Consider the following 25,872-nt stretch of genomic DNA (forward strand, 5'->3'; position numbering starts at 1 on the left):
AGAAATGAATATCAAGAGCTTTCTCCTCGGCTCTGCTGCTGCCTTCATAGCGGCATCGGGCGCACGCGCTGCAGACGCAGTGGTTGTGGCCGAGCCAGAGCCCGTCGAATACGTCAAAGTCTGTGATGCCTATGGCGCCGGCTTCTTCTATATCCCCGGAACCGAGACTTGCCTTAAGGTCGGCGGCTATCTGCGTTACGATGCAGCCGCAGGTGACGATGTCTATGTCGGCGGTCACGTCGGCGGCGAGCACGACACTTGGAGCAAGAGCACTCGTGCTGAGATTCGTTTTGACGCGCGCTCCGAAACCGAACTCGGTACCTTGCGCTCCTATGTTGACGGCCGTTTCCAGTACACCAACGGCGAAGACGATGGCGCTACTCTTCATCAGGCATATATTGAGCTCGGCGGTTTCCAGATCGGCGTCAACGACGCTATCTTCGGTTCATGGGTCGGCTACGCAGGCGATATCATCAATGACGATGTGATCCAGTATGGCAGTGATAGCTTCTCCAGTAACGAGATCAGCTATACCTACAAGGCTGGCAACGGTTTCTCCGCCATCATCGCCGCTGAACAGGGTTCAGAGGAAGGGGGATATGATTACACGATCGACGATTACATGCCCCATGTCCTCGCAGGCGCGAAATTCGAACAGGGCTGGGGAACGATCTCCGGTATTATCGGCTACGACTCCGTGCAAGAGGCCATAGGCGTCAAGGCGCGTTTGGATGTTACGTTCACCGACACGATCTCCGCCTGGGTAATGGGAGCCTATCAATCCGATTATGATCCGGACTCATTCGTGACCAATATCAACAAGAACTGGTATGGCTTATGGGAGGGCGACTGGGCGGCATGGGGTGGTTTTGCCGCCGAGGTTTCCGACAAGGCGACGATCAACGGTCAGGCTGCTTATGAATCTGAAGGGACGTACGCTCTCGCTCTCAACGTGGCTTACGAACTTGTCCCGGGCTTCACGATCACGCCTGAAATCAACTACACCAAGTTTGACGGTGCCCGTAAGGATCAAGCCCTTCTTAATGGCGGCAGCGATGACGCATTCGGCGGTACCATTCGCTTCCAGCGTGATTTCTAGGCATTGGCCAAGTGAACTGCACGGAGGCGTTGCTTCCGGATTTTTTGTTTTAATGAACTTCACAAAACGCGCGATGAACCGGGCAATCTCTCTCCGAGACAGCAGCAACCGTCGGAGCCTGTTTAGGCTCTCTCCGCCGATGCGATCCGGCCTCATCAATTGTAGGTTACGGTAACATACTCCCGGAACATCAAACCTTCGCGTAGCGTCAGCAAAGCTCTGAAGGCTGCGCAATTGGCCGTCTGACGATGTCGTCGTTCAGAGGTCCAAATCATAACGTGGGGATACGCAAATGAATAGACTTGGTTTTCTCAGCGGAGCGATTGTGATCGCTTCCCTCTCGCTGGCCGGCATTGGTCGAGCAGACACCATGAGCTATGCCGATGCGGTGACTGCTCTTGCCAAGGACTGCGGCTCAGACATCAAGAAAGTCTGTAAGGGACTCAATCTTGGCAACAATCAGATTCAGGACTGCCTTCAGAAAAATGAAGGAAAGGTTTCGCCGACCTGCACCTCGACGTTGGGGCAGGTCACTGCTTCCATCCAGCAGCGGCAGGCGGCCCAGACTGGGTTCTTCAAGATTTGTGCGCACGATGCCGCTCAATACTGCGGGGGCGTCAAGGGGGAGGGCAACATTCTTGCCTGCCTGCTGAAGTCGAAACGCGTCGATAACGGCAAATGCAACCAGGCTATTACAGATGCAGGTTGGCGGTAGATCATGACCACAATGAGGGGAAAGAAAATGTTCATTCGTCAACTTCGTGCCGGTGTGGCACTGGGCCTTTTGCTGGTCGCTGGCAACGCGTCGGCTCAACAACTCAATAATCAGCAGCTGATCAGCAGCCTGAGCCAAGTCTCCAACGCCGCACCTGCCATCGATCCAGCTTTGCTCACTCAGGAAGCAAATGCCAATGTGGGCAAAGGCGTTGCCAGCCAACCGAACTGGAGCCAGCTCGCTAACCTATCGCAGCTGCTTGTCGAGATCGATTTTGAGAACGATTCCATTGCCATCGAACCCAAGTCATACCGGACGGTCGGCCTGATCGCAGATGCCCTGCATCATCCCAATCTGATGTTTTACAAGTTCCTCGTGGTTGGGCACACCAGCTCGACAGGTGATGCCAAACACAATCTGAAGCTGAGCCAGGAGCGCGCCGACGCGATCACAGAAGCCTTGGCGACAACGTTTGCGATTCCGCGAAACCGGCTTTATTCAGTTGGCGTGGGACAAGAGATGCCCGTCGATCCGGCCAATCCGAAGGCCGCCGACAACCGGCGCGTGCAACTGATCAACCTCGGCCGGATCAAGTAACGGGCAATGCGACTTATCGGGCGTTTGCTGATTGCCATCTTTCTAGCTTTGGTTGTCATCATTGCCACGGCATGGGCGGTAGGAGCACTCTGGTACCAGCTGCCCGTGCCGCCGTCTGCGAGAATTGTGGCTGCCTTCTTGTGTGGCGTTCTCGGCCTCGCAACGATAGTTGCCACCTTCACGAAGCTCAGGAACTGGTCATTGCTCCTGTTTCTATTGTGCTTTGGTTTGCTGCTGACATGGTGGAGCACGATCAAGCCGCTGGAACATGCGGACTGGGCACCGGAGGTGGCGCGGCAGATGACGGGGACGCGCGACGGCGATGTCTTGACGCTGAACAACGTCCGCAACTTCGAATGGCACAGCAAAACGGATTTCACCGAACGCTGGGTGACGCGGACCTATGATCTGGGCAAGCTCCAGACGGCTGACCTCTTCTTGTCACAATGGGGAGATCCCAACATCGCGCATGTTATTCTAAGCTTCGGCTTCAAGGGCGGTGACTATATCGCCTGGTCGGTGGAGGTGCGGCGGCGCGTCGGGGGCGCGTTTTCGCCTGTTGCCGATCTCTTCAAGAGCGATCCGCTGGTAATCATAGCGTCGGATGAGCGCGATGTAGTCGGGGTGAGATCGAACTTTCGCGGCGAAGACGTTCAGATTTATCGCCTCAGAGCGTCGCCGGAAGCGGCCCGCGCGCTGCTGCTCGAATATGTTCAGGATGCCAATGCGCTTTCCACGACGCCGGAATTCTACAACTCGATCACGACGAACTGCACGACAACCATCGTCAAGATGATGCGGGCCGTCGGTGACGTGGTTCCTCTCGACTGGCGACTCATCGTCAATGGCTACCTTCCAGAATACGCCTATGAGCGCGGCGCGCTCGACACCAGCCTGCCGCTCGCGGAGCTGCGGGAGCGTGCTCATATCGACCAGCGGGCCAAGGCAGCAGGATTGTCACCGGAGTTCTCCCGACTTATCAGGGTCGATGTGCCGTCGCCGACTGAACCGCAGAATAGTGATAAGATAGCGAAGCAAATCCTGAGCGTTTCGCAGGCGAGAGCCTGAATCAATCTGCTCCAGAACGACCTCGTGCCGAAATCCCGCTGCGAGCGCATGTTCCTTGATCCATCCGACCGAAGCGTCGTCCAACGATTGAAAAACGTCGACGAGAGCCGGACCCGCCGCCCGCTCGATCTTGAAATCCGGGACATGGAACGACCTCGTGTCGGACAGCTGCAACGGAAGGCACGACCACGACAGGATGTCCGGATCGAAATCGAACAAGCAGGCGCAATCTCGTGCAAGCGAGTTGCGGAAGAGTGGCACGCCGACGCAGCGCACGATGCCGCGCGGATGATAGGAATGCCGGGCTGCCTCGGAGCGGATTGATTCAAGAAAGTCGGTGTCAATTGGGGTATGAGCGGTCATGAGACCCTCCACATACATACGCAATAAAAGATCGGCGGCCGCAAAAGCGGTTCAGCGCGAGATCAGCGTATGAGGTGGATGCCGAGTTGGGTCATGCGCGAACAAATAGAGAACAATCAATGTGACGTCAACAGTAAAGCTAAAGGAATTTGTTTCAACCGGGTGATTAGATCATGCGTGCGCAGAAGCGGCTCGAGTGACGTTGCGGCGACGGGGCTCGAGACTGGATCGACGGCCATTCGCCAGTTCCTCTCATTGGGATCAAAGATCGAGCGCCGACAATCCCGGATGATCGTCCGGACGACGGCCGAGAGGCCAATGGAACTTGCGGTCGGTTTCGGCTATGGGCAGATCATTGATGCAGGCAAAACGCCGTTGCATAAGGCCCGCTGCATCGTATTCCCAATTTTCGTTGCCGTAGGAACGGAACCAGTTGCCGCTATCGTCATGCCATTCATAGGCATAGCGGACGGCAATCCGGTTCTCATTGAATGCCCACAGTTCCTTGATCAGCCGGTAGTCGAGTTCCTTTGCCCATTTGCGGGTCAGGAACGCGACGATTTCGCCCCTGCCGGTGGCGAATTCTGTGCGGTTTCGCCATCTGCTGTCTTCCGTGTAGGCAAGGGACACGCGCTGCGGGTTGCGTGAATTCCATCCGTCTTCGGCAAGGCGAACCTTTCGGATCGCGCTGTCGAGCGTGAAGGGAGGGCCCTGCTCTTATTATAGCACGAGCACAGCGCACTAATGTGACGCTTATAATCCCGGGCAAGAACCGCCTCGGCTGTCCGGAGGAAATAGTCTACTATGGGCGAACAAACGCTGCCAAGAATCGGGAGCGTCAGGTTGGAGATATTCAGTGGGAAACAAGTTAGTTAAGTCACACGAAAGCGTCTTGGTGCCAGATCCGAATAACGTGCAGGTTGTCTTTGCGAATTATTTCGCCAGTGATGGTACGATTAGTGGAGTAATCAATTTTACGCTCTGCACCACGCGGCACACTCCCACTTTGGACGGAAGACTTGAAGCTGATCCTGTCGTTTCAGCTCGTCTGCGTATTGACCTGGATACGGCAATTGCCTTGAAAAACTTTCTTCATACTCAGATCGAAATGCAAAAAGCTCCCAAAGAAATGCCAAGCTAGAATCTTACCTACGACCCCAACGTCGTACCTGACGCGGCACCCCTTGTTTGTTCAAGATCTGAGCTGCCCGGTGATCGTACGGTTCGCGGAGTAGTTTTGGTGTGGAAGCAAGGGCTCTGGCGGGCCGTCGTCTTGATCCGCATGGCTTGTTCCGGAGCCGGGATCACTTTCGGCATGGTAGACACGTTCCGATCATACATCGCCCGGGGCGAACTGGTGCCGCTGCTTGAAGCCTTCTGTCCGCCGTTTCCAGGATTCTATCTCTACTATCCCAAACGGCAACGCCAGCCACTAAAGCTCCGTGCGCTCGTCGAATTTATTCGCAAATCCAGTAAGCTTAAGTAGCAAACTCCACCAGCGCGGTATCTGGTAACCACTAAAGCTCTATGTGACTTTTCGAAAAAACCGCATCCGAAATATGACGCTTGATTCCCTTTTCACATTCGAATCGGGGCGGACACGGCGTCAGTTCAGCGCGCCAAACTTAGGCTTTTGTGTTAGCGTGCTAAAGCCAGGGCCGTTCAGGGTCTCGGCTCAACGAAAAAAGGGGAAAGCAGATGACAACTGTGGTCGTTACCCACGAGGTGGGGGACATGGACACTTGGCTTGGTGGTGGGGAGGACCGTAAAACCATGTTTGCGGATTTCTGTTCAAACTATCGCATTTTCAGGCACACCGACGGAAATAAGGTCTCGATTGTTGCCGAGAATGTGGACCTCGCGAAAATGAAAGCGTTACTCAGCACACCGGAGGCTGCAGCTGCAGAAGCTAAACACACCGTCATAAATCCGATCGAGGTCTACATCGAGGTTGACGGCGGCAAGTGATCAGCCTCTTAGGGGCTGTCATGAGTAAGAACATAGAAGGCAAGGTTGTCGTCATCACTGGAGGAAGCAGTGGTTTGGGGGAAGCTACCGCCCGCCATCTTGCGTCGCTTGGGGCATCGATCGTCCTCGGTGCCCGCCGCGTTGACCGCCTTGAAAGAATCGTCGCTGACATTGAGCAAGCCGGTGGCAAGGCCAGGGCCTTTTCGACGGATGTATCCCGCCGATCCGATGTCGAGGCTTTGTTGACTGGAGCGGTGGATGCCTTTGGCCGTGTCGATGTCTTGGTCAACAATGCCGGGTTGATGGCGATTGCGCCACTGTCTGCAACCAAAACAGACGAGTGGGACAGGATGATCGATATCAACATCAAGGGTCTGCTTTACGGCATCGCTGCTGCTCTGCCGATTTTCGAGAAACATGGGTCCGGTCATTTCATCAATATCGCTTCAGCAGCCGGTATCAAGGTCTTCAACCCTGGCGGAGCGGCATATAGCGGCACGAAGTTTGCCGTTCGTGCGATCTCGGAAGGGTTGCGCCAGGAGGTCGGAGGCTCCATTCGCACGACAATCATCTCTCCTGGAGCCATCGATTCCGAACTGAAGCTCGGATCATCGCACGAAGAAAGCGCCATGGCGGTAGGCGCGTTCTATGAGCAAGCGATCCCCGCCGACACAGTGGCACGCGCCATCGCTTATGCTGTCGAACAGCCTGCCGATGTCGATATCAACGAGATCGTTCTCAGACCAACATCCCAGGAATTTTAAATGGGCCGCAGCATGTTCGTTGCTTTGACCTAAGCCAAGGCGTGTTGTCGGCCTCAACTTGTTGGCCGTTAATCCAAGGCCCGTCACAGATGCTTGACTTTGAACTCTTGTTGACCTGTTTGGCGGGCAGACCCGTTTCGTTCCTAATGGTGAGGATAAAATTATAATGGCAACTACTCCGCGGCGGCCTTCAAATCCAATAGATGCAGCTGAGGCCTTGTTCAAACCACTAAAGCGACCAGTGGCACCGATCAATGAAAGGCCAGCAATTCCAAATGCCAAGGAGCTTGTCTCGCTCAAAATCGATCGTGACATCCTCGAGCATTTTCAACAGGAGGGCTCAGGCTGGCAGGACCGGATAAACGACGCACTGCGCATGTCCATAGAGAAAAAGCCCTGAACTCCATCTTCCTCGATACCTGAACCAATGGATTTCGCCACGGAGCGAGTTCCGTTTGGTGCGTCGGGTCAGGAGTATCTCGACCTGCCCGTCATCGCCGATGCGGTAGGCCAGGGCGGCGACCTGCGGCATCGAAGCCGTCTTTCCGGCACTCTTGGCGTGACGCTTTTCTTGTTTCGTCGACATCTCTTACCTTAATTGGTGCCATCGTTGCACGAACACACCCGGAAAAAGTCCACTATCAGCAGATTCTCTTTATCCGTCTAACCGTTTTTCGACGGGTTTGGTTCCGAAGATGCCGCTAACGACCCACGCCTTTGGTAAGCCCGAACAATCGGCCCAGTTGAAGTGTCAGGTTGATCCAGCTATGACGAGTTAAGCCGCCAGCTGATTGGAAGCCCGCTAATGACAATGTGCCCGCCATGCTGAAATGGTTTCGCGCTTTATTGCCACGTGAAGACCGTTTCTTTGATCTTTTTGCACAACATTCGCGCGTCGTCGTCGAGGCGGCGGCATCTCTGAAAGCTCTCCTGGCCAGGCGTGGGCGAGCTTGATGATCATTGTAATCGCATCATCGAACTTGAAAATGAAGCCGATGACACATCACGCGCGAAGTGTTGCTTGCCGTGCGCCGGAGTTTCATTACTGGAGCTCTGTTTCGAGAACGCAGACCAATTGACGTTGTCCTATTGCATGACCCCAACAGACATACACCCCTGCCAGGCAGCTTTAATCGCCATCGTCCCGCTCATCATCGTCGTCATCATCATCGAATCTCGAAGGATCGACAACTGGGAGCAAGAAGATAGCCAGTCCTCGTCACCGCCAGGCTCGGATGACCGGCCAGCCGTCGCGCGGCTAGCTTGCCAGATTTCGGCTTCTTTTGGGAGCGCTCCGCGCAAATTGATCTCCGCGACGCCGTCCCAGAGGCAACGGCCCTGGTTTTCCAACACATGCAGGTCCCGCCGTAACGCCTCGTTATAGGGTGGCAAGATTTGAGGCACTAGGTGTGAAGAAATTTCGGCGGGATTCTCGGGATATGGACAAACTGGCGGCATAGCAACCCATTCTGCCCAGTTAAGACCAAAACGAGAAGAACCCGACCGCCAGTGCGTTCGCTTATGAGCGGGCGGTCAATGCTTGAGACACTTTTTTCCCGCTGCCATTGCCTTGTAAGTCCCCTTCAGATCGACGACAAAGGTCCCCTTGGTTTCCGGAAACACGATCATTGTGTATTTCTTCGCCACGTCGCGCTTGAACTTCGGGTCGTCGGTCAAGATGTAGCCGCCAGAAAGTCCGCCCTTGAGTTCTCCGCTCGTGGTGGTGGCGATACCTTTGTAAAGGTTACCGTCGATGGAGACGAAGATTTCCGGGGTATTCCCGTTTTTCAGGCCGATATCCTGCTTCGTGAACACGCCGAGATACCCGACCTCCTGATCTGCGGTAACGCCCATTTGCACCGAACTTGGGCCATCCGAGCGCACGATCAAGCAGTCTCCGCGGGTTTGATTTGTATAGACGGTCCAGCCCTCGATGTCGTCCCCATATCGGACAAGCACGTCGCTGGCTTTGGGAAGTGGATTTTGGTTTTGTGCGTAGGCTGTCATCGAAGACGACAGGACTATTGACGCAGCCGCGATGATTGTCAGGAAGTTTCGCATGAATATTCCCCTCGTTTGTGGCCTGAATTGTTTTGTGGACGTGGGCAACATATTGGACTGTTCCAAAAACGTGTTGCTCCTCCAATGTCTTCACTCGCACATCAGCGGGTCGAAGTCGTGTAGGCTACTGTATGCTACGTGGATCGGCGACGCGTAGGTGGTGTCACTTCGAGCAAGCTCGGTCGGGATGTCCGGTGCTTCAGTCGCCATCGTCACGGTCATCATCATCGCCATCGTCAAAACGAGAATGATCCACGACGGCCCGCAGGAAGATGCGCCAGACGAGCCAGCAATGGCATCATCAAGTCACCTGCGTGGGATACTCAATCGGAGTGCACTGCCCCTCCGAGAGAGGGCCGGATATAAATTGCCGCCTTGCAACCGCAGTAATTGCCAATGTCGTCGGTTATAACGGTTAAAGCAGATCGGGCTTACGTGCATGGCCAGCGCGGCGAAGATGTCCAGATCTACCGCCTCAAAGCGTCGCCGGAATCGGCGCGCGCGCTGCTGCTTGAGTACGTTCAGGATGCCAATGCGCTTTCCACGACGCCGAAATTCTACAACTCGATCACGACGAACTGCACGACAACGGTCGTCAAGATGATGCGTGCTGTCGGTGACGTGGTTCCTCTCGACTGGCGGCTCGTCGTCAATGGCTATCTTCCGGAATACGCCTATGAGCGGGGCGCGCTCGACGCGAGTCTGCCGCTCGCGGACTTGCGGGAGCGTGGTCATATCGAAGACGTGCAAGGGCGGCGGGACTTTCGCCGGACTATTCCCGGCTCATTCGCGTTGACGTGCCATTTCCATTTGCACGCTCGACGAACGGGATCAACCGAACTTATGCAACGCCTTATGCGCCGGACAGAGATATTTGACCCAATTCAATGCTGCTGTTTCAAATATCCAAGAATAAACTTGGAACTTTGTCGCCGATCAGTATGCCAACACGTGGTCTGCCATTCGGTATGTTACAGTAACATACCTCCCGCTCGCCCTACGGTGGTCTACCCTGCAAGCCAGAGAACGCACCGTTCCTCTCTCCAGTGACCTGATCGTCTGATCCTGCGCCTCATTTCCTTGCTGGATCGACGCGCATATTACCCAAGAGAGTCGCTTGATGTCGCGTTCCATTTGGCCGAAAGGGCCCGCGGTCTTGGCCGCACACCAATTAGACGGGGAGGATGTGACGATGTTGAGAATTGGCGCGCTGTTTCTTGCCACTGTGAGTTTGACGGCCGTTTCCCTCGAGCGGGCTAACGCCCAGCAGGTCACAGGTGCCCCAGGTTCACCCGGTGCAACAACCACGACCGACGGAAAACAACTTCCGCCGCCCTCTCCGAAATTCGGCGGGGTGATCAAGCAGAAGGCCTCGGAGTCGCAGCCCTGGTGGGCCCCGCGCATCGTGCCGCGGAAGGGTGCACCCAACGTGCTCCTTATCATGACTGATGACCAAGGTTTCGGTGCGCCAAGCACTTTTGGTGGCGTCATACCCACTCCCGCCATGGATCGCATTGCAAAGCAAGGTCTCCGCTTCACCAATTTCCACTCGACGTCACTCTGCTCGCCCACAAGGGCGGCGTTGATCACCGGGCGTAACCACCACTCGGTTGGTTCCGGCGTGGTTGGCGAAATATCGACTGGGTTCCCGGGTTACGACTCGATCATCCCCGTCGATAAAGGAACGATCGGCACGATCCTCAAGGAGAACGGGTATGCCACTTCCTGGTTCGGCAAGGACCACAACACGCCGTCGTTTCAGTCGAGCCAAGCTGGACCGTTCAACCAATGGCCGACGGGAATGGGCTTCGAATATTTTTACGGCTTCGTCGGCGGCGACGCCAGCCAGTGGGAGCCCAACCTGTACCGCAATACGACGGCCATCTACCCGTTCGAGGGCAAGCCCGGCTGGAACCTGACCACGGCCATGGCGGATGACGCGATCCAGTACATGAAGCAGTTGAAGGAGATCGCGCCCGACAAGCCATTCTTCGTCTATTATGTGCCGGGCGGTACGCATGCCCCGCACCATCCGACTCCGGAATGGGCCAAAAAGATCGGCGACATGCATCTCTTCGACGAGGGCTGGAACAAGGTGCGCGAGACGATCTTCGCCAACCAGCAAAGGCTGGGCATCATGCCCGGGGACGCCAAGCTGACGCCTTGGCCGAAAGAGCTGCCGGAGTGGGGCTCCTTGAGCGTGGAGCAGAAGAAGCTCTACATCAAGCAAGCGGACATCTACGGGGCCTACCTCGCTTACACCGATCATGAGATCGGACGAGTCATTCAATCCGTCGAAGACCTCGGCGAACTCGATAATACCCTGATCATCTATATCGGTGGCGACAATGGCGCGAGCTCCGAAGGCATGCTCGACGGAACGCCTAACGAATTCACCACCTTCAATGGCGTTCCCGTACCAGTGAAAGATCAGTTCCTGTGGTATCCGTTCTGGGGGTCGGAACGGACGTTCCCGCACTTCGCTGCGGGCTGGGCCTGGGCGATGGACACACCGTTCAAATGGGTGAAGCAGGTGCCGTCGCACTTCGGCGGAACGGCGCAGGGCGTTGCAATGTCGTGGCCCGGCCACATTACCGATCTGGGTGGTATCCGCCGGCAGTTCCACCACATGATCGACATCGTACCCACCGTCCTGGAGGCGACCGGCATCCCGGAACCCGAGATGATCAATGGCATCAAGCAGCAGCCCGTCGAAGGCACGAGCATGATGTACGCTTGGGACAAGGCGAACGCCGACGCGCCGACGCGACACACGACGCAATATTTTGAGATGCTCGGCAACCGGGCCATCTATCACGATGGGTGGGTGGCCGCCACGACCCCGGCCACTACTCCCTGGAAACTGAGCACCGCAGCACCTCCGGATGTCATCACAGGGTACAACTGGGAACTCTACAACGTCGCGCAGGATCCAACCCAGTTCGACGACCTTGCGGCAAAGATGCCGGAGAAGGTCAAGGAACTGCAGGCCCTCTTTTATTCCGAGGCCGCGAAGTACAACGTGCTTCCGCTCGACAACTCGACGCTCTCACGGTGGAACGCGGCGCGTCCGAACCTCACGGCGGGACGAACGGAGTTTACCTATTCGGGTGAACTGAGCGGCGTGCCCAAAAGCGCTGCCCCGAGCATCCTGAACAGGTCCTATACGATCACCGCTGAGGTCGAGATTCCCGAAGGTGGCGCGGAGGGCATGATCGTCACCGAGGGCGGGCGCTTCGGCGGCTACGGCCTGTTCCTGAGCAAGGGCGATTTCGGCATCGGCCGGAGCAGGGTCGTGTTCCTCTATAACCTGCTCGACCTCAAGCGTACGATGTGGGAAGGGCCCGAACTGGAACCGGGCAAACACACGATCGTCTTCGCCTTCAAGTCCGACGGTCCGGGTCTGGGCAAGGGTGGCACAGGCGTGTTGTCCGTGGACGGAAAGGAACTGGCAACGAATACGCTGGAGCACACTACGCCGATTACCTTTCCTGAAGACGAAAGCTTCGACGTCGGTCTGGACACCCGAACCGGGGTCGCGATGGTGGAGTATCGCTATGACTCTCCATTCAGATTCACCGGCAAGATCGACAAGCTGACCTTGAAGCTCGAACCGGAGTAAGCATCAAGGCGTTAGCACCTTTCGGCCATTGCCGGAAAGTTTAGCGGACTTGGTTCAGTTGAAAAAGCTTCAATGAGGAGGCTGCCATGGCCCAGAATGACAAGACTGGTTCGTTTTGCATCCGTCCACGAGATCTGGTGTGGGGACCTCTGGCGCTGGGACCCGGCCGCTCTTCGTTCCCATTGTTCGGTGTACCTGTGAGGAAATACGGCGAGCCGGAGCGCCGGGAGACCAGCGTCGCAGGTCACCTTGAGGTAAAGACGCGATGAGGTGGGTCACAACTGCCGCTGCCATCGAAACCGCCGCCACGGGCCTGATCCTGCTCTTCAGTCCGGTGCTGTTTGGACGGCTGATTTTTGGAGGCGAACTGTCCGAATCCGGCCAGGCGCTCGGGCGACTCTCGGGCATAGTCCTGCTGGGCTTTGCCTTGACCTCTTGGCCGGACCCCTCCGCGCGGCCAATCTCTCGGGCGATGATCATCTATAATCTGCTCGCAACCGTTTATCTCTGTTATCTGGGTGTCATGGGAATAACGGCGGGTTTGTTGCTATGGCCCGCCGTCGCCCTGCACCTGTGCCTCACCGTTCTGCTCGCTGCCGAGCGCATGGCCGCCAGACAAGTGTGAGATTTCAAGGGGACCAAAGGCAGACCTGCTCCGGATTGTTCCGTCGACGATCGGGCAGTTGTTGTGCGGCGAGTTCGCGACGAATGTTCACCCTGTAGGATCAATATGCCAAGGACAACGACGCAGTGTTCACTGGTGATAGGCCGTTTGCCACGAAGTGCCAATTACCCCTGCAACCACCCTCGCTGAATGACGCAGCACTTATCCAGTGGATACTCGCTCGCACCTTTGGGCGAACTCAGAAGGCCAGCTCGCCGACGATTCCCAAAGGGTAGGTTACAGTAACATACATCCCATGTGGACGAACGGTACTGTAGCCTGCGAGCTAAGAACGCACGCTTTTTAGTCTCCGTTGACGCAATAGGCATCATCCTGCCCCTCTTTTGCATGCTGGATTGCCCTGACGCGTATCGCGCCGGAGAGCCGTTTGCTGACGCGTTCTCATTTGGCGATTGAACAAGGCCCAAGTGGCCGCAAATCGAGTAATTGGGGGAGGATGTGACGATGTTGAGGATTGGCACACTGTTTCTTGCCACATTGAGTTTGACTGCCGTTTCTTTCAACAGGGCAAACGCCCAGGAGATCACCGGAGAGCCGGGCTCACCGGGAGCCACGACCACAATCGACGGCAAGCAGTTGCCGGCCCCCGATCCGAAATTCGGCGGTGTGATCAAGGATGACGCGTTGAAGTCAAAAGCGTGGTGGGCCCCGCGCGTCGTGCCGCTGAAGGAGGCACCCAACGTGCTGCTCATCATCACGGATGACGCCGGGTTTGGCGTGCCGAGCACCTTCGGCGGCATCATCCCGACGCCAACGATGGACCGCGTTGCAAATGACGGGCTGCGCTTCAACAATTTTCATTCAACGGCATTGTGCTCGCCGACACGGGCCGCGCTCATCACCGGGCGGAATCATCACTCGGCCGGGTTCGGAGTGATCTCTGAGCAGTCCACGGGTTTCCCCGGCTATAACAGCATCATCACCAAGGACAAGGCTACCATCGGGCGGGTCTTGCTCGACAACGGTTACGCCACTTCATGGTTCGGCAAGGATCACAACACCCCAGCCTTTGAAGCCAGCCAGGCCGGGCCATTCGACCAATGGCCCACCGGCATGGGCTTCGAATATTTCTACGGGTTCGTGGGTGGCGATGCGAACCAATGGCAACCGAACCTGTTTCGCAACACCACCCAGATCTATCCCTTCGAGGGCAAGCCGGGTTGGAACCTGGTGACCGGAATGGCCGATGACGCCATTGATTACCTGAATCGCCTCAACCAGACGATGCCCGACAAGCCCTTCTTCATGAAATACGCGCCCGGAGCCACACACGCGCCACATCACCCGACCAAGGAATGGGTGGAGAAGATCAGCCAAATGCATCTCTTCGACGAGGGTTGGAACAAGCTTCGCGAACAGATCTTCGCGAACCAGAAAAAGCTCGGCGTGATCCCTCAGAATACCCAGCTGGAGCCTTGGCCCGCGAATGTCCTCAAGAACTGGGATGATCTGAAACCAGAGGAAAAGAAGCTCTTTATCAAGCAGGCGGAAATCTTCGCCGCCTACGCCGCCTACAGCGACCACGAGATCGGGCGTGTTATCCAAACCATCGAGGACATGGGCAAGCTCGACAACACGCTCATCATCTATATCAACGGCGACAACGGTACGAGCGCCGAGGGCGGACCTCTCGGTACGCCCAATGAAGTTGCGTTCTTCAACGGCATCAATGAAATGCCGGTCGAGGAGCAGATGAAATGGTACGACGTCTGGGGCACCGAGCAGACCTATAACCACATGTCGGCGGGCTGGTCCTGGGCTTTCGATACCCCCTTCACATGGTTCAAGCAGAATGCCTCAAAACTTGGCGGCATCGGGCAGAACATGGCGATCTCGTGGCCGGCGCGCATTAAGGACAAGGGCGGCCTGCGTCAACAGTTCACGCACGTCATCGATGTGGTGCCGACCATTCTCGAAGTGAGCGGCATCCCCGCGCCCGAAACCGTGGACGGTATCAAGCAGGCGGCCATCGAGGGCACGAGTTTTGCCTACACGTTCGACAAGGCCAACGCCAAGGCAGCCTCACGGCACAAGACCCAATATTTCGAGATGATGGGCCAATGGGCACTCTACGACGAAGGCTGGCTGCTGAGCACCAAAGTCAATCGCGCGCCGTGGGAGGCCTTCGGTGCCGCCAATCCAGACCCGCTCAACAATCAAGTGCTCGAGCTCTACGACCTGAATAAGGACTTTAGCCAGTCGAAGAATATCGCCGCCCAAAATCCCGCCAAGGTCAAGCAGATGAAGAAGCTGTTCATCGCCGAGGCCAAGAAGTATCGGGTCTTCCCGATGGACGCCTCGGTGGCAGGTCGCATTGTAGCGCCACGCCCGAACATCACCGCCGGTCGCACTGAGTTTATCTACACCCTCCCGATGGTCGGTCTGCCGCAGGGTGACTCGCCTGCCATCCTTAACAGCTCCTACACCATCGCCGCGGACATTGATGTGCCGGACGGCGGGGCGGAGGGTATGATCCTCACCTCGGGCGGACGCTTCGCTGGTTATGGCTTCTATCTGCTCAAGGGCAAGCCAGTGTTCCTCTGGAACCTGATCGACCTGAAACGCATCAGGTGGGAAGGCCCGGATGCGCTCACGCCCGGCAGGCATGTCGTCGAATTCGACTTCAAGTACGACGGCCTCGGCGCGGGAACGCTTGCGTACAACAACATGAGCGGTCTCGGCCGATCCGGCACGGGCACGCTCAAGGTCGACGGCAAAGTCGTGGATACCGAGCAGATGCAGCGCACGTTACCGATGATCCTGCAGTGGGATGAGAGCTTTGACATCGCCTCTGACACGTTGACCGGCGTGAACGACGCTGACTACCAGCCGCCGTTCGCGCTGACCGCCAAGCTCAACAAGCTGACGCTCAAGGTGAATCGGCCGATGCTCACCGAGGACGACATCAAGAAACTCGAGAATGCGCAAGCCATCGCGGTGGACGGCAGGCCGATTCATCACGTGCAGCCCGGGCCGCAGTAGGTGTTGCGCAGCAAAATGGATCGCACAGCCGCCCTAGAAAGTAATGGGGCAGCCCTACGGTGGATGTTGACATACTTGAAGGGCCGTGGCGACGGCATACTCGTGATCACCGAAGGCCGCGTCTCGCGGATGGAGGCACATTGAAAGATGGATAGACCCGTTATCGCCATCACCAACGCTAAAGGTCCGGATCGATCGTTTGGGGATCGAGAAGCCGGAGAATCTGCTATGGAGCCGCCTATTAAAAACATGAGGCAAATTCCTCGCGGTACATTTCTCATGGGCTCGGATCGTCATTATCCGGAGGAAGCACCCGCCCACAAGGTGACGGTGGATGGTTTCTGGATGGACGCGTGCGCCGTCACCAACCGTGAGTTTGCAGCCTTCGTCGAGACGACCGGGTATGTCACCTTGGCCGAGCGCCCGGCAAATCCGGACGATTATCCGGGAGCAAAGCCAGAAATGCTCGCGCCATCATCTGTGGTGTTCATCAAGCCCAAGACCCGTGTTGATCTCGGCAATCGCTATAATTGGTGGGCCTACGTGCCCGGTGCAGATTGGCGGCACCCACGCGGGCCTGCGAGCTCGATCAAAGGTTTGTCGGATCATCCTGTTGTCCATGTCGCGTACGAGGACGCCGAAGCCTATGCGCAATGGGCAGGCAAGGAGCTGCCGACCGAAGCCGAATGGGAATTTGCCGCGCGCGGCGGACTGAACGGTGCAGAATTCGTCTGGGGCGATGAACTAACGCCTGGCGGCATACATATGGCGAACACCTTCCAGGGGGAGTTTCCCTGGCAGAACAAGGTTGAAGACGGCTACGAGTGGACAGCGCCTGTCGCTGCTTTCCCCCCAAACAACTATGGCCTTTATGACATGGCTGGAAACGTCTGGCAGTGGACCACCGACTGGTATCAAGAGCACAACAGGATCGACAGCCCCTGTTGCACGCTTCACAACCCCAGAGGCGGGAAAAAGGAAGAAAGCATTGATCCTGGCCAGCCCGAGGTCACGATCCCGCGCAAGGTGATGAAGGGCGGCTCGTTTCTGTGCGCTCCCAACTATTGCCGGCGCTATCGCCCCGCCGCGCGAATGGCGCAGCCTGTCGACACATCCACTTGCCATGTGGGATTTCGCTGCATCACGCGGCAAACCTGAAATTCCGCTTGTCAGGACTGTCAAGCGTTTGAAGTCAGCGCGCCCGATGGCGGCAGCAAGGAGGGCGCAGAACCGGATGGACAGCGCTAAGACAACGTGTGTTGCCCGGCCGCCACGCTCGTCCACGTAAGAGTGGCGTCGTTCAATCGCCGTTAGCATGCACTTAGGAACAGTGTTACGGTCAATGGGGGACAAGATATGAATATCTTCAAGGGTTCGCACTCCGTCCGGGTCGTTGCAATCACCGTGTTGCTGCTGATCAGTTGCGGTGCTTCGGCACAGGAATCCAGCAAGGACCTCGCCAAGAAACTCTCGAACCCAATTGTTTCGCTCATCAGTGTGCCATTCCAAGGGCAACTACGATGGCGGCTACCATCAATTTCGCGGTGGCGAAGCTGGTAAAGGTCAACAAGCAACCAATACAGTTGACTGCAGGTACCCGCTACAGGGCCGAGAGCCCTGACAACGGTCCTGACGGCTTCGATGCACGCGCAGCAATAACATTTTTGTTTCCGAAATGACGGACACCAACTTGCTGTCGCGGCAGCCTGTATGAAAAGGGCAGAGGCAGGGCACGGACAACGCGGTGAAGGAGATTAGGACATAGATCGGACGAGACGGGGGGAGCGTGGCGGAAAACGACGCGAGGTTCAAAAAGGGGAACAAGCAATGAAATATTCTATTACTTTTGCATGCGTGTTGACGGCGGGGCTTCTGGCGATAAGCCCGGTTCGGGCCGCCGACATTTACTCGGCGATGGCACCTGAACTCAAGCAGACCGAAAAAGAAGGCTGGACCTTCGCTTTCGCCCCGTATTTCTGGGCTGCCGGCCTATCGGGCGACATAGCACAGTTCGGCTTGCCGGAGGTGCATGTCCATGCCGACTTCGGCGACATCCTCGACAATCTCGATTTCGCCGCCATGGCGATCGGCGAGGCGCGCTATGACCGCTACAGTATTTTCGGCGACATCATTTATACAAAGTTATCGAGCGATTCCGGAACGCCGAGGGGCATTCTCGCCGGCAGCGTCGACGTGACATCCGAAACATTTGCCGGTCTCATCGGAGCCGGATACTCGGTATTGGAGGATCAGAGAGGCAATCTTGATCTCGTCGCCGGCGCAAGGGTCTGGTACGTCAATACGGACATTTCATTCAGCGGCGGCATCCTCGACGGTGTCGAGCGGAGTGACAGCGCGACCTGGGTCGACGGACTTGTCGGTGTTCGCGGCAAGTATTCGATCACGGACAACTTTTACCTGACGGGTTGGGGACTGGTCGGTGGCGGCGGCGCGAACGTTGACTGGGATGTCATGGGCGGCATCGGTTACAAGTTCAACGACACGTTCTCGGCCGTCGGCGGATACCGGGCGCTGGGTGTCGACTACAGCGATGACGGTTTCGTCTTCGACGTCGTCCAACAGGGTCCGATCGTCGGCGTGGTCATGCATTTCTGAACTCTGCTTCGGTCATCGTCTTTAACCGCATGAACGACCCTGCTTGCGCGCGCGAAACCAGCTTCGGCAAGCGCACCTGGTGGCGGGCCCGGATCAACGCGGCAGAGCACCTGATCCGGTTCGACGCAGCATTGTTCGTTGCGTTGACGCTGACCAACCTGCTCGACTTTATTTTCTGAGTGAACTGCATTCTACAAGCGGGGTTTTGGCCATGGCTTACGGAAGGGGATGATCGCCGCCGCATCGAGCGCCGCTTCGATCTCTCGTGCCAGGTCATTCACCAGTTCCGCGTATTCGGCGCACCGCTCCCCGCGTTTTGGACCTGTCGCGTTTTCCCAGCGGTGCAGCTCCGCCTCTGCATCCGCGAAATCAATGCACAGATCGCGGAACTCTTCGTCACGGGCAGCGAGCTCTTCAATAGCCTGCTTTCGGGTGGGAAAGCGGCGTTCGACGGCAGATGCGCCTTGATCCATGTCAATGAACTCCTTCCGGTTGCAGGCTAAGCGTTGTCTGCAGCGCCGTAGCCCAATGGAGTTAGCCAGTCACTATGATGGACGGAGGCACAGTTGGGGAGTAGGTTACAGTAGGGTACCCTTAAAAATGCAGCCGTTAAGCCCATCAGGGCAGGGGGGAGCAAGCAATGCAGGGCCCAATAGATATCGGGGACGGTCAGCTTGCCTGCGCTCGACGATCACCTCCAACGTCTGAAGATATTCGCGCTCAACTGGAGCGCATCGTTGCCAGCCCGGAATTTCCGAACTCCGGGCACGGGCACGCCTTCCTGCGTTATGTGGTCGAGGAATCCCTTTCCGGACGTGCCGGGCGTATCAAGGGCTACTCCATCGCGATCGAGGTATTCAATCGTGAAGAAGGTTTCAGCCAGGACGATCCCGTCGTGCGGATCGAGGCCGGGCGATTGCGACGCACACTCGAGCGCTACTATTTGGTCGCGGGTCAGAATGACCCCGTCGTGATCGACATCCCAAAAGGCAAGTATGTCCCGTTCTTCACCTGGAGTGGCTCTATGGTGGAGCCGGGTGGCGTCGAAAGCGAGCCACTGCCGGAGCCATCAACCGTTGCCGATGGGATCCCTCGGCAGCGAACCCTGGTGATCGTTTTATCGGCCCTTTCCGTTCTTGCTTGCATCGCGCTCCTTGCCTATTGGGTAGTTGGACCGCCGACGTCGGAAGTGTCGGCTCGGAGCGGGATTGCGAGTCCGGATGGGCCGACGCTTGTGATCGCACCCTTTGCCAATCTCGGCGAGGGACCGGACGCCAAGCTTTACGCACTGGGACTTACCGAGGAACTATTAACCGTGCTGCCGCGCTTCAAGGAGCTCAAGGTGTTTGGACGCGAGACATCCGAAACCTTGTCACCGGAAATCGACCCCTCGCATATCCGCGGCCAACTTGGTGCTCGTTATTTGTTGGCAGGGGGCGTGCGCGTCTCCGACAGTCGGGTGCGGGTGACGACCCGCCTTCTCGACACGGCGTCGAACGCCATCTTGTGGTCCCAGACCTATGACGACGATCTGCGTTCCCGAGGCCTGTTCGCCATTCAGTCCGATGTTGCCGACAAGGTCGCGACCGCTGTGGCGCAGCCTTATGGCATCATCGCGCAAGCTGATGCAGCAAACCCGCCACCGGATGATCTTGATGCTTATGGCTGCACACTTCGTTTCTACGCCTATCGCGCTGAGCTGAGCGTCGAAAAGCATGCGGAGGTTCACGAGTGCCTGGAAAGCGCCGTCGCCCGTTATCCGTCCTATGCAACCGCCTGGGCCATGCTGTCGATTGTCTATCTCGACGAGGATCGGTTTAAGTACAATCTGAGGTCTGGATCCCCCACACCCCTCGAGCGGTCGCTCAATGCCGCCCGCCGGGCCGTTGAGCTTGACCCGGGCAATACGCGTGCGCTTCAGGCTTTGATGACAGCATTGTTCTTCAATCAGCAATTGACAGAATCGCTGCGCGTGGGAGAACAGGCGCTTGCCACCAATCCCAATGACACCGAACTCATGGGTGAATATGGGACCCGATTGGCATTGGGAGGGCAATGGGAGCGCGGCGCGGCGGTGTTACAACAGGCGCTTTTGCGCAACCCTGGTGGCGGAGGCTATTACCACGGGATGCGGGCGCTTGCCGCCTATATGCTTCGGGATAACGACACAGCCCTGGCTGAGATCAGGCAAGCCAACCTGCAGAAGTTCCCGCTCTTTCACCTTATCGCCGCCGTCATCTATGCGGAGCGTGGGATGATGGAGGATGCCAAGCGCGAGGGCGCAAAGTTCGTCGAGATGCGCCCGGCATTTCTAGCCAACCTCTCGGCTGAGCTCAAAATCCGCAACATTCCACCTGAGGATCAGGATCGCATGATCGCAGGCATTCGCAAAGCGGGTCTGCCGATACCGGCAGATACCGCAGCAAGCATTTCATCGCCATCCGCCGGTTCCGATCTTCAGCCGCAGTAGCAGATGTGGCTATCGACACACCGCTGCACAGCCGAGGCGTGCGCCTGTGAAAAATTCCACGACGTCGATTTGGCTTGGTTGGCCGTCATTAATACAACGCGCTGGCATTAAGCCTGTTTTGGAGCGAACCAGACCACGCCGTTACCATCGCTATGAGCGATGTAAACCCTCAACCGCGCCCGTAACATACGAGAGGTTACGGGCGTTTCGGCATTTTAGGGCCTACAGTTTGTCCCTGCTCGGCATGGTCGCCCTGATTGGAAAGAGGAGCGCATTAAATGCAATCGAAGGACGGCGAATCCGAATCGACAACACGATTTGTGAACATGCAATCACTCAAGGGAAGGAAAACTTTGATGAAGACGATAGTTCGGAAAGCGGTGACGTTCGCTGCGGCCACGCTTTCATCGGTGGCGCTTGCCCTAGCCATCGCCTCAGGGACGCCTTCAGGTGCAAGGGCCGGCGAGGCGGAGGCCAAGAATCTGCTGAAGGCGATGTCCGATTATCTGACGGCGCAAAAGGCCATCTCATTTAATTACGACACCAACCTTGAAGTCGTCACCAAGGACCATCAGAAACTGCTCCTAGCAAGCTCGGGCAAGATCGAAATGGGCCGGCCCGACAAGATTCGCGCAACCCGACACGGCGGGTTTGCCAATGTCGAGATGGTTTTCGACGGCAAGACCCTGACGCTGCTCGGCAAGGACGCCAATCTCTATACTCAGGTCGAAGCGCCCGGCACGGTGGCGCAACTGGTCGACGAGCTCAGGGACAAGCTGCATCGACCACTTCCAGCCGCTGACCTAGTCCTGCCGAATGTCTACGATGAGTTGATACGTGACGTGGTCGATATCAAGGACCTCGGCAGCGGGGTGATCGGCGGCACGGAATGCGATCATCTGGCGTTCCGGGCCAAGGAGGTCGACTGGCAGATCTGGATTGCCCAGGGCGAGCATCCCTATCCCTGCAGATATGTCATCACGGCAAGTCAGGTGGACCAGGGACCGCAGTACAGCATCCAGATCAGCGACTGGAAGACCGGCACCGACGTGGTTGCCGACGACTACGGCTTCAAGAACGCTACCAACGCCAAACAGGTCGACCTCAAGAAACTCGTCGATATCGATGAACTTCCCAATCACTTCGCCCCAGGAGGCACCAAATGACCCTGTCAAGGAAACTTAAGATCGCAATTTTGGCCGGGGTCATCGGGCTATTCGCGGCATTGGAGCTTTCCGTCCCAGGCCTTTACAGCTTTGTCGGCAGCGCCGAGGCCCGGATCGGCCGCCCGCTCACGCCAGTCAGCGTTGCAGGTGTTGCGCGCCGCACAGTGAGGCGGTGTGCCGTCGGGGTCTACTACTGTTAGCCTGCAAGGGCGGCAAGCGCCTGTGCAAGCTGCCCCGACCTAGATCAGACTGATTTTACAACAGGCCACCTTCGTTGTGGTCATCAAAGCGGGGATACAATAATGGCAGACATTTTAAAGCCGAGCAGGCGGGATATCCTATTGACTGGTGGATCACTTCTCGCCATGTCGACGATAGGCACCATCGCAACAGCAGCGGTCAGCACTCCGGCTGTGGCACAGGGATCCAAAAAGCAGCCCAACATCATCGTCATCATGGGTGACGATATCGGCATCTGGAATATCGGTGCCTATAACCGCGGCATGATGGCCGGACGCACACCCAATCTCGACAAGCTCGCCGCTGACGGCATGCTGTTCACCGACTATTATGCCGAAGCGAGCTGTACTGCAGGCCGCGCAAACTTCATCACCGGCGAGCTGCCTGTGCGCACGGGTATGACCACAGTCGGCCAGGCCGGTTCGCCCATAGGAATACCAGCGGAGGCACCGACCATCGCGACGGTGCTGAAGTCCATGGGCTACGCCACGGGGCAATTCGGCAAGAACCATCTCGGCGATCTCAACCAATTCTTGCCGACGGTCCACGGCTTCGACGAGTTCTTCGGCTACCTTTACCATCTTGACGCCATGGAAGACCCGGCTCACCCCGGATATCCGCAGGAACTGCTGAATGTAGTCGGACCTCGCAACATGGTCCACTCCTGGGCCACCGATGTGGACGACCCGACGGAGATGCCGCGCTGGGGCAAAGTCGGCAAGCAAAAGATCGAGGATGCTGGCACGCTTTATCCCAAGCGCATGGAGACCGTTGACGACGAAATCCAGGACCTTTCCTTCAAGTTTATCGACAAGGCCAAGGCCGACGGCAAACCGTTCTTCCTCTGGCTCAACCCGACACGCATGCATATCGTCACCCATCTTTCGGAAAAATACGAAAGCATGCGCAATTCCGAGAATGGCTGGACCATCCACGAAGCCGGGATGGCACAACTCGACGACATCGTCGGCGCCACCATGCAAAAGCTCAAGGACATGGGCGACGATGAAAATACCATCGTCATCTTCACCACCGACAACGGCACCGAGAACTTCACCTGGCCGGATGGCGGCCAGACACCGTTCTATGGCGGCAAGGGCACAACCTATGAAGGCGGCTTCCGTGCGCCGGCCATGATCCGCTGGCCGGGCCATGTTCCCGGAGGCTCAATCGGCAACGGCCTGTTCTCCGGTCTCGACTGGTTTCCAACGCTTGTATCCGCCGCAGGCAATCCCAACATCGCGGTTGAACTCAAGGCTGGCAAGGAACTCAATGGCCAGAACTACAAGGTCCATCTCGACGGCTACGACCAGACAAGCATGATCACCGGATCTGGCAAATCGAACCGCCATGAGATCTGGTATTTCGCCGAAAGTACACTCGGTGCCGCCCGCGTCGATGACTACAAATACACCTTCAAGGAGCAGCCGGGCGGCTGGCTCGGTGACACGGTGACATTGGGTGCACCGACCGTCATCAACCTGCGTCTTGATCCGTTCGAGCGGACAGCATTCTTCAAAGGAGGAAACAACGGATCGCTCGAATACATGGAATGGTACAAATACGAGTTCTGGCGGTTCGTTCTCGTCCAGCAAAAGGTGGAAGAACTGGCAAAGACCGCCATCGACTTCCCGCCAATGCAGGCGGGTGCGAGTTTCGGGCTCAGTGCCGTCAAGGCGCAGATAGCCGAGGCCATGAAGAAACACGCCGGGCAGTAGGCTATCACGACATCGACGATATTGGAGGGGCACGCCCCTCCAATATCCACCACGCGCTGCCGGCAATGGGTGACCAGAGAACTTCGTCCATTTGCGGGATGACGGTTCTTCCGAAAAAAAATTTGCAAGGAGTGTCATTTATGTGGGTTGCACATTTACTCACGACGACGGCTGTAGTCGAGGCGGCTACAGGCATCTGCCTGATCGTCGTTCCCAACTCGGTGGCCGATCTGCTTTTTGCTGAGCCATTGGCCGGGCTGGGACTCGGACGCATTGCCGGCGTTGCGCTCTTTGCATTGGGGGTGGCCGCCTGGCATGACCGACTATCGAAAATCGGCACTTTGAATAAGGGCCTCGACGGAGCAAAGATCGACGGCTGGACCGTCGTCAGCATGAAAGAGGACTGGAAGACCATTTTCGCGCCGGAATCGAAATGACAAGGCAAGGGGGCGTTCCGATGAACGGCATGCGGTGGGCCTTGATACTTGTGCTCGTCGTGCTCACAGCGGGCTGTGCCGGGCGGCCGAAAAATGTATTGCTGCCTGTCGCCGAGACGTCCCCTGGCGCAACCAAAGTCGAAATGCTGGTGACGACGACGAGAAGCCGTTCCAGCGTTCCCGGTCAAATGTTCAGCGGCGAACGCGGGCTTACCCCCTCCTTTGCCGACCTCACCGTATCGATCCCGCCAAGCAAAGTGCGAAAAGTGGGCGAGGTCGCTTGGCCCAAGAAGCTTCCCTCCAATCCCGCGACGGACTTTGCGGTTCTGAAAGCCGACGCGCTGACGTTGGATGGAGCAAAGTCAAGGCTGAACGTTTTGGTCAGGAAAAATCCCGATCACAGCGTCATCGTCTTCATTCACGGGTTCAACAACCGATTTGAGGATTCAGTTTATCGTTTTGCGCAGATCATGCAGGATTCCGGCATACCCAATACGCCGGTTCTGGTTACCTGGCCTTCGCGCGGCAGCCTGCTGGCCTATGGATATGACCGCGAGAGCACCAACTACACGAGGAACGCCCTCGAAACGTTGTTCCAGTATCTAGCGAAAGATCCTGAGATAAAGGATGTCTCGATCCTCGCCCATTCAATGGGCAACTGGCTCGCCCTGGAGTCCCTGCGCCAGATGGCCATCCGCAACGGCAGACTGCCGGCGAAATTCAAGAACGTTATGCTTGCCGACGCCGATGTCGACGTCGATGTGTTCCGCTCCCAGATCGCAGACATGGGACCGCAGCGCCCCCAGTTCACTCTTTTCGTCTCCCGCGACGATCGCGCGCTTGCGCTGTCCCGGCGGGTGTGGGGAGACATACCGAGAATAGGCTCCATCGATCCCGAACAATCTCCCTACAAGGAGGAATTGGCCGCCAACAAGATCGCGGTGATCGACCTCACCAAGATCAAGGCAGGCGACAGACTTCACCACAGCAAGTTCGCCGAATCCCCACAGATCGTGCAACTCATTGGCGCACGCATCTCGCAAGGCCAGACGTTGACCGACAGCAGGGTCGGGCTCGGCGACAAACTCCTCGCCGCCACGACCGGAACGGCGGCGGCAGCGGGGAGCGCGGCGGGATTGATCCTTTCCGCGCCGATCGCTGTGGTCGACCAGAACACCCGGGAGAACTACGCAAACCAGGTAGCCGGGTTGAGCGGGGCGAAGAGCGGTGCAAGACGACCAGTTGTTAGTGACTGTAGTGCTACACCTGCGTCGACGAAACGATGCGATTGAGAAAGGTGC

General features: G+C 57.2%; 25 protein-coding genes and 5 pseudogenes. 25 read left to right on the forward strand and 5 right to left on the reverse strand.

Annotation, left to right across the window (positions count from 1 at the left end; genetic code table 11):
* The first annotated feature begins 4 nt into the window (after window positions 1-4).
* From ACSQ3H_RS13275 to ACSQ3H_RS13295, 5 genes are all read left to right on the forward strand, one after another.
* Window positions 5-1,099 carry a porin gene (locus ACSQ3H_RS13275; protein ID WP_436117488.1) on the forward strand — a complete coding sequence of 365 codons (1,095 nt, stop codon included), beginning with the start codon at window positions 5-7 and terminating at the stop codon, window positions 1,097-1,099.
* A 292-nt stretch (window positions 1,100-1,391) separates the two neighbouring features.
* On the forward strand, window positions 1,392-1,814 hold the full coding sequence (locus ACSQ3H_RS13280) for a hypothetical protein (RefSeq protein ID WP_436117489.1): 423 nt from the start codon (window positions 1,392-1,394) through the stop codon (window positions 1,812-1,814).
* A gap of 27 nt (window positions 1,815-1,841) precedes the next feature.
* On the forward strand, window positions 1,842-2,411 hold the full coding sequence (locus ACSQ3H_RS13285) for an OmpA family protein (protein WP_436117490.1): 570 nt from the start codon (window positions 1,842-1,844) through the stop codon (window positions 2,409-2,411).
* Window positions 2,412-2,417: 6 nt separating this feature from the next.
* Window positions 2,418-3,479 carry an Lnb N-terminal periplasmic domain-containing protein gene (locus ACSQ3H_RS13290; protein WP_436117491.1) on the forward strand — a complete coding sequence of 354 codons (1,062 nt, stop codon included), beginning with the start codon at window positions 2,418-2,420 and terminating at the stop codon, window positions 3,477-3,479.
* 24 nt (window positions 3,480-3,503) lie between these two features.
* Window positions 3,504-3,803, forward strand: coding sequence for a hypothetical protein (locus ACSQ3H_RS13295; protein ID WP_436117492.1), 300 nt, complete (start codon window positions 3,504-3,506; stop codon window positions 3,801-3,803).
* Between the two features lie 300 nt (window positions 3,804-4,103).
* On the opposite strand, the pseudogene ACSQ3H_RS13300 reads toward ACSQ3H_RS13295, so the two are convergent.
* A pseudogene (locus tag ACSQ3H_RS13300) lies at window positions 4,104-4,550 on the reverse strand (DUF1348 family protein); the annotation flags it as partial.
* Between the two features lie 148 nt (window positions 4,551-4,698).
* Here ACSQ3H_RS13300 and ACSQ3H_RS13305 point away from each other — a divergent pair.
* From ACSQ3H_RS13305 to ACSQ3H_RS13325, 5 genes and pseudogenes are all read left to right on the forward strand, one after another.
* Window positions 4,699-4,983, forward strand: a complete 285-nt coding sequence (locus tag ACSQ3H_RS13305; protein WP_436117493.1) for a hypothetical protein — start codon at window positions 4,699-4,701, stop codon at window positions 4,981-4,983.
* Window positions 4,984-5,112: 129 nt separating this feature from the next.
* Window positions 5,113-5,328: pseudogene (locus ACSQ3H_RS13310) on the forward strand (LysR substrate-binding domain-containing protein); the annotation flags it as partial.
* Between the two features lie 212 nt (window positions 5,329-5,540).
* A complete protein-coding gene (locus ACSQ3H_RS13315; protein ID WP_436117494.1) occupies window positions 5,541-5,810 on the forward strand; it encodes a hypothetical protein in 270 nt (89 codons plus the stop codon).
* A gap of 20 nt (window positions 5,811-5,830) precedes the next feature.
* Complete coding sequence (locus ACSQ3H_RS13320) at window positions 5,831-6,574, forward strand: SDR family oxidoreductase (protein ID WP_436117495.1); 744 nt, start codon at window positions 5,831-5,833, stop codon at window positions 6,572-6,574.
* A 166-nt stretch (window positions 6,575-6,740) separates the two neighbouring features.
* The gene (locus ACSQ3H_RS13325) at window positions 6,741-6,974 is read left to right on the forward strand and encodes a BrnA antitoxin family protein (protein WP_436117496.1); all 234 of its coding nucleotides are present in this window, start codon (window positions 6,741-6,743) and stop codon (window positions 6,972-6,974) included.
* On the opposite strand, the gene ACSQ3H_RS13330 is transcribed toward ACSQ3H_RS13325, so the two are convergent.
* Window positions 6,915-7,160 (reverse strand): hypothetical protein, encoded by a 246-nt coding sequence (locus tag ACSQ3H_RS13330; protein WP_436119556.1) that lies wholly within the window; start codon window positions 7,158-7,160, stop codon window positions 6,915-6,917. The genes ACSQ3H_RS13325 and ACSQ3H_RS13330 overlap by 60 nt on opposite strands.
* Before the next feature lie 236 nt (window positions 7,161-7,396).
* On the opposite strand from ACSQ3H_RS13330, the pseudogene ACSQ3H_RS13335 reads away from it, so the two are divergent.
* Window positions 7,397-7,621 (forward strand): annotated as a pseudogene (locus tag ACSQ3H_RS13335) (DUF47 family protein); the annotation flags it as partial.
* A gap of 82 nt (window positions 7,622-7,703) precedes the next feature.
* Here ACSQ3H_RS13335 and ACSQ3H_RS13340 read toward each other — a convergent pair.
* Window positions 7,704-7,954, reverse strand: a pseudogene (locus tag ACSQ3H_RS13340) (hypothetical protein); the annotation flags it as partial.
* 153 nt (window positions 7,955-8,107) lie between these two features.
* Complete coding sequence (locus ACSQ3H_RS13345) at window positions 8,108-8,635, reverse strand: hypothetical protein (RefSeq protein WP_436117497.1); 528 nt, start codon at window positions 8,633-8,635, stop codon at window positions 8,108-8,110.
* A gap of 405 nt (window positions 8,636-9,040) precedes the next feature.
* Here ACSQ3H_RS13345 and ACSQ3H_RS13350 point away from each other — a divergent pair.
* The 8 genes and pseudogenes from ACSQ3H_RS13350 to ACSQ3H_RS13385 all read left to right on the forward strand — a co-directional run.
* Window positions 9,041-9,513: pseudogene (locus tag ACSQ3H_RS13350) on the forward strand (lipoprotein N-acyltransferase Lnb domain-containing protein); the annotation flags it as partial.
* Between the two features lie 314 nt (window positions 9,514-9,827).
* The gene (locus tag ACSQ3H_RS13355) at window positions 9,828-12,257 is read left to right on the forward strand and encodes an arylsulfatase (RefSeq protein ID WP_436117498.1); all 2,430 of its coding nucleotides are present in this window, start codon (window positions 9,828-9,830) and stop codon (window positions 12,255-12,257) included.
* Window positions 12,258-12,343: 86 nt separating this feature from the next.
* Complete coding sequence (locus ACSQ3H_RS13360; RefSeq protein WP_436117499.1) at window positions 12,344-12,526, forward strand: hypothetical protein; 183 nt, start codon at window positions 12,344-12,346, stop codon at window positions 12,524-12,526.
* Window positions 12,523-12,882: a hypothetical protein gene (locus tag ACSQ3H_RS13365; protein ID WP_436117500.1), complete on the forward strand. Its 360-nt coding sequence runs from the start codon at window positions 12,523-12,525 to the stop codon at window positions 12,880-12,882. The genes ACSQ3H_RS13360 and ACSQ3H_RS13365 overlap by 4 nt, the downstream gene beginning before the upstream one ends.
* Window positions 12,883-13,386: 504 nt before the next feature.
* Complete coding sequence (locus ACSQ3H_RS13370; protein ID WP_436117501.1) at window positions 13,387-15,924, forward strand: arylsulfatase; 2,538 nt, start codon at window positions 13,387-13,389, stop codon at window positions 15,922-15,924.
* A gap of 228 nt (window positions 15,925-16,152) precedes the next feature.
* Window positions 16,153-17,082: a formylglycine-generating enzyme family protein gene (locus ACSQ3H_RS13375; RefSeq protein WP_436117502.1), complete on the forward strand. Its 930-nt coding sequence runs from the start codon at window positions 16,153-16,155 to the stop codon at window positions 17,080-17,082.
* Between the two features lie 669 nt (window positions 17,083-17,751).
* Entirely contained in the window at window positions 17,752-18,540 is a 789-nt protein-coding gene (locus tag ACSQ3H_RS13380; protein WP_436117503.1) for a hypothetical protein, read from the forward strand.
* A 29-nt stretch (window positions 18,541-18,569) separates the two neighbouring features.
* Window positions 18,570-18,719: a hypothetical protein gene (locus ACSQ3H_RS13385; protein WP_436117504.1), complete on the forward strand. Its 150-nt coding sequence runs from the start codon at window positions 18,570-18,572 to the stop codon at window positions 18,717-18,719.
* Between the two features lie 12 nt (window positions 18,720-18,731).
* Here ACSQ3H_RS13385 and ACSQ3H_RS13390 read toward each other — a convergent pair whose 3' ends face one another.
* Complete coding sequence (locus ACSQ3H_RS13390) at window positions 18,732-19,013, reverse strand: hypothetical protein (RefSeq protein ID WP_436117505.1); 282 nt, start codon at window positions 19,011-19,013, stop codon at window positions 18,732-18,734.
* A gap of 167 nt (window positions 19,014-19,180) precedes the next feature.
* On the opposite strand from ACSQ3H_RS13390, the gene ACSQ3H_RS13395 reads away from it, so the two are divergent.
* From ACSQ3H_RS13395 to ACSQ3H_RS13420, 6 genes are all read left to right on the forward strand, one after another.
* Window positions 19,181-21,010 (forward strand): adenylate cyclase, encoded by a 1,830-nt coding sequence (locus tag ACSQ3H_RS13395; RefSeq protein WP_436117506.1) that lies wholly within the window; start codon window positions 19,181-19,183, stop codon window positions 21,008-21,010.
* Window positions 21,011-21,366: 356 nt separating this feature from the next.
* On the forward strand, window positions 21,367-22,176 hold the full coding sequence (locus ACSQ3H_RS13400) for a DUF2092 domain-containing protein (RefSeq protein WP_436117507.1): 810 nt from the start codon (window positions 21,367-21,369) through the stop codon (window positions 22,174-22,176).
* Complete coding sequence (locus ACSQ3H_RS13405; protein ID WP_183662458.1) at window positions 22,173-22,376, forward strand: hypothetical protein; 204 nt, start codon at window positions 22,173-22,175, stop codon at window positions 22,374-22,376. Before ACSQ3H_RS13400 ends, ACSQ3H_RS13405 begins: the two co-directional genes overlap by 4 nt.
* 102 nt (window positions 22,377-22,478) lie before the next feature.
* Window positions 22,479-24,134, forward strand: coding sequence for an arylsulfatase (locus ACSQ3H_RS13410; RefSeq protein ID WP_436117508.1), 1,656 nt, complete (start codon window positions 22,479-22,481; stop codon window positions 24,132-24,134).
* Between the two features lie 140 nt (window positions 24,135-24,274).
* On the forward strand, window positions 24,275-24,571 hold the full coding sequence (locus ACSQ3H_RS13415; RefSeq protein WP_436117509.1) for a hypothetical protein: 297 nt from the start codon (window positions 24,275-24,277) through the stop codon (window positions 24,569-24,571).
* Window positions 24,572-24,591: 20 nt separating this feature from the next.
* Window positions 24,592-25,863: an alpha/beta hydrolase gene (locus tag ACSQ3H_RS13420; protein ID WP_436119443.1), complete on the forward strand. Its 1,272-nt coding sequence runs from the start codon at window positions 24,592-24,594 to the stop codon at window positions 25,861-25,863.
* The last annotated feature ends 9 nt before the right edge of the window (window positions 25,864-25,872 follow it).

It is taken from the genome of Phyllobacterium sp. LjRoot231 (assembly GCF_964253365.1).
GTDB lineage: Bacteria > Pseudomonadota > Alphaproteobacteria > Rhizobiales > Rhizobiaceae > Phyllobacterium.

Excerpts from the sequence above, each read along its gene's own strand:
- ACSQ3H_RS13275 (WP_436117488.1), top strand. The coding sequence starts at position 5 with ATGAATATCAAGAGCTTTCTCCTCGGCTCTGCTGCTGCCTTCATAGCG.
- ACSQ3H_RS13280 (WP_436117489.1), top strand. The coding sequence starts at position 1,392 with ATGAATAGACTTGGTTTTCTCAGCGGAGCGATTGTGATCGCTTCCCTC.
- ACSQ3H_RS13285 (WP_436117490.1), top strand. The coding sequence starts at position 1,842 with ATGTTCATTCGTCAACTTCGTGCCGGTGTGGCACTGGGCCTTTTGCTG.
- ACSQ3H_RS13290 (WP_436117491.1), top strand. The coding sequence starts at position 2,418 with ATGCGACTTATCGGGCGTTTGCTGATTGCCATCTTTCTAGCTTTGGTT.
- ACSQ3H_RS13315 (WP_436117494.1), top strand. The coding sequence starts at position 5,541 with ATGACAACTGTGGTCGTTACCCACGAGGTGGGGGACATGGACACTTGG.
- ACSQ3H_RS13320 (WP_436117495.1), top strand. The coding sequence starts at position 5,831 with ATGAGTAAGAACATAGAAGGCAAGGTTGTCGTCATCACTGGAGGAAGC.
- ACSQ3H_RS13325 (WP_436117496.1), top strand. The coding sequence starts at position 6,741 with ATGGCAACTACTCCGCGGCGGCCTTCAAATCCAATAGATGCAGCTGAG.
- ACSQ3H_RS13330 (WP_436119556.1), bottom strand. The coding sequence starts at position 7,160 with ATGTCGACGAAACAAGAAAAGCGTCACGCCAAGAGTGCCGGAAAGACG.
- ACSQ3H_RS13345 (WP_436117497.1), bottom strand. The coding sequence starts at position 8,635 with ATGCGAAACTTCCTGACAATCATCGCGGCTGCGTCAATAGTCCTGTCG.
- ACSQ3H_RS13355 (WP_436117498.1), top strand. The coding sequence starts at position 9,828 with ATGTTGAGAATTGGCGCGCTGTTTCTTGCCACTGTGAGTTTGACGGCC.
- ACSQ3H_RS13360 (WP_436117499.1), top strand. The coding sequence starts at position 12,344 with ATGGCCCAGAATGACAAGACTGGTTCGTTTTGCATCCGTCCACGAGAT.
- ACSQ3H_RS13365 (WP_436117500.1), top strand. The coding sequence starts at position 12,523 with ATGAGGTGGGTCACAACTGCCGCTGCCATCGAAACCGCCGCCACGGGC.
- ACSQ3H_RS13370 (WP_436117501.1), top strand. The coding sequence starts at position 13,387 with ATGTTGAGGATTGGCACACTGTTTCTTGCCACATTGAGTTTGACTGCC.
- ACSQ3H_RS13375 (WP_436117502.1), top strand. The coding sequence starts at position 16,153 with ATGGAGCCGCCTATTAAAAACATGAGGCAAATTCCTCGCGGTACATTT.
- ACSQ3H_RS13380 (WP_436117503.1), top strand. The coding sequence starts at position 17,752 with ATGAAATATTCTATTACTTTTGCATGCGTGTTGACGGCGGGGCTTCTG.
- ACSQ3H_RS13385 (WP_436117504.1), top strand. The coding sequence starts at position 18,570 with ATGAACGACCCTGCTTGCGCGCGCGAAACCAGCTTCGGCAAGCGCACC.
- ACSQ3H_RS13390 (WP_436117505.1), bottom strand. The coding sequence starts at position 19,013 with ATGGATCAAGGCGCATCTGCCGTCGAACGCCGCTTTCCCACCCGAAAG.
- ACSQ3H_RS13395 (WP_436117506.1), top strand. The coding sequence starts at position 19,181 with ATGCAGGGCCCAATAGATATCGGGGACGGTCAGCTTGCCTGCGCTCGA.
- ACSQ3H_RS13400 (WP_436117507.1), top strand. The coding sequence starts at position 21,367 with ATGAAGACGATAGTTCGGAAAGCGGTGACGTTCGCTGCGGCCACGCTT.
- ACSQ3H_RS13405 (WP_183662458.1), top strand. The coding sequence starts at position 22,173 with ATGACCCTGTCAAGGAAACTTAAGATCGCAATTTTGGCCGGGGTCATC.
- ACSQ3H_RS13410 (WP_436117508.1), top strand. The coding sequence starts at position 22,479 with ATGGCAGACATTTTAAAGCCGAGCAGGCGGGATATCCTATTGACTGGT.
- ACSQ3H_RS13415 (WP_436117509.1), top strand. The coding sequence starts at position 24,275 with ATGTGGGTTGCACATTTACTCACGACGACGGCTGTAGTCGAGGCGGCT.
- ACSQ3H_RS13420 (WP_436119443.1), top strand. The coding sequence starts at position 24,592 with ATGAACGGCATGCGGTGGGCCTTGATACTTGTGCTCGTCGTGCTCACA.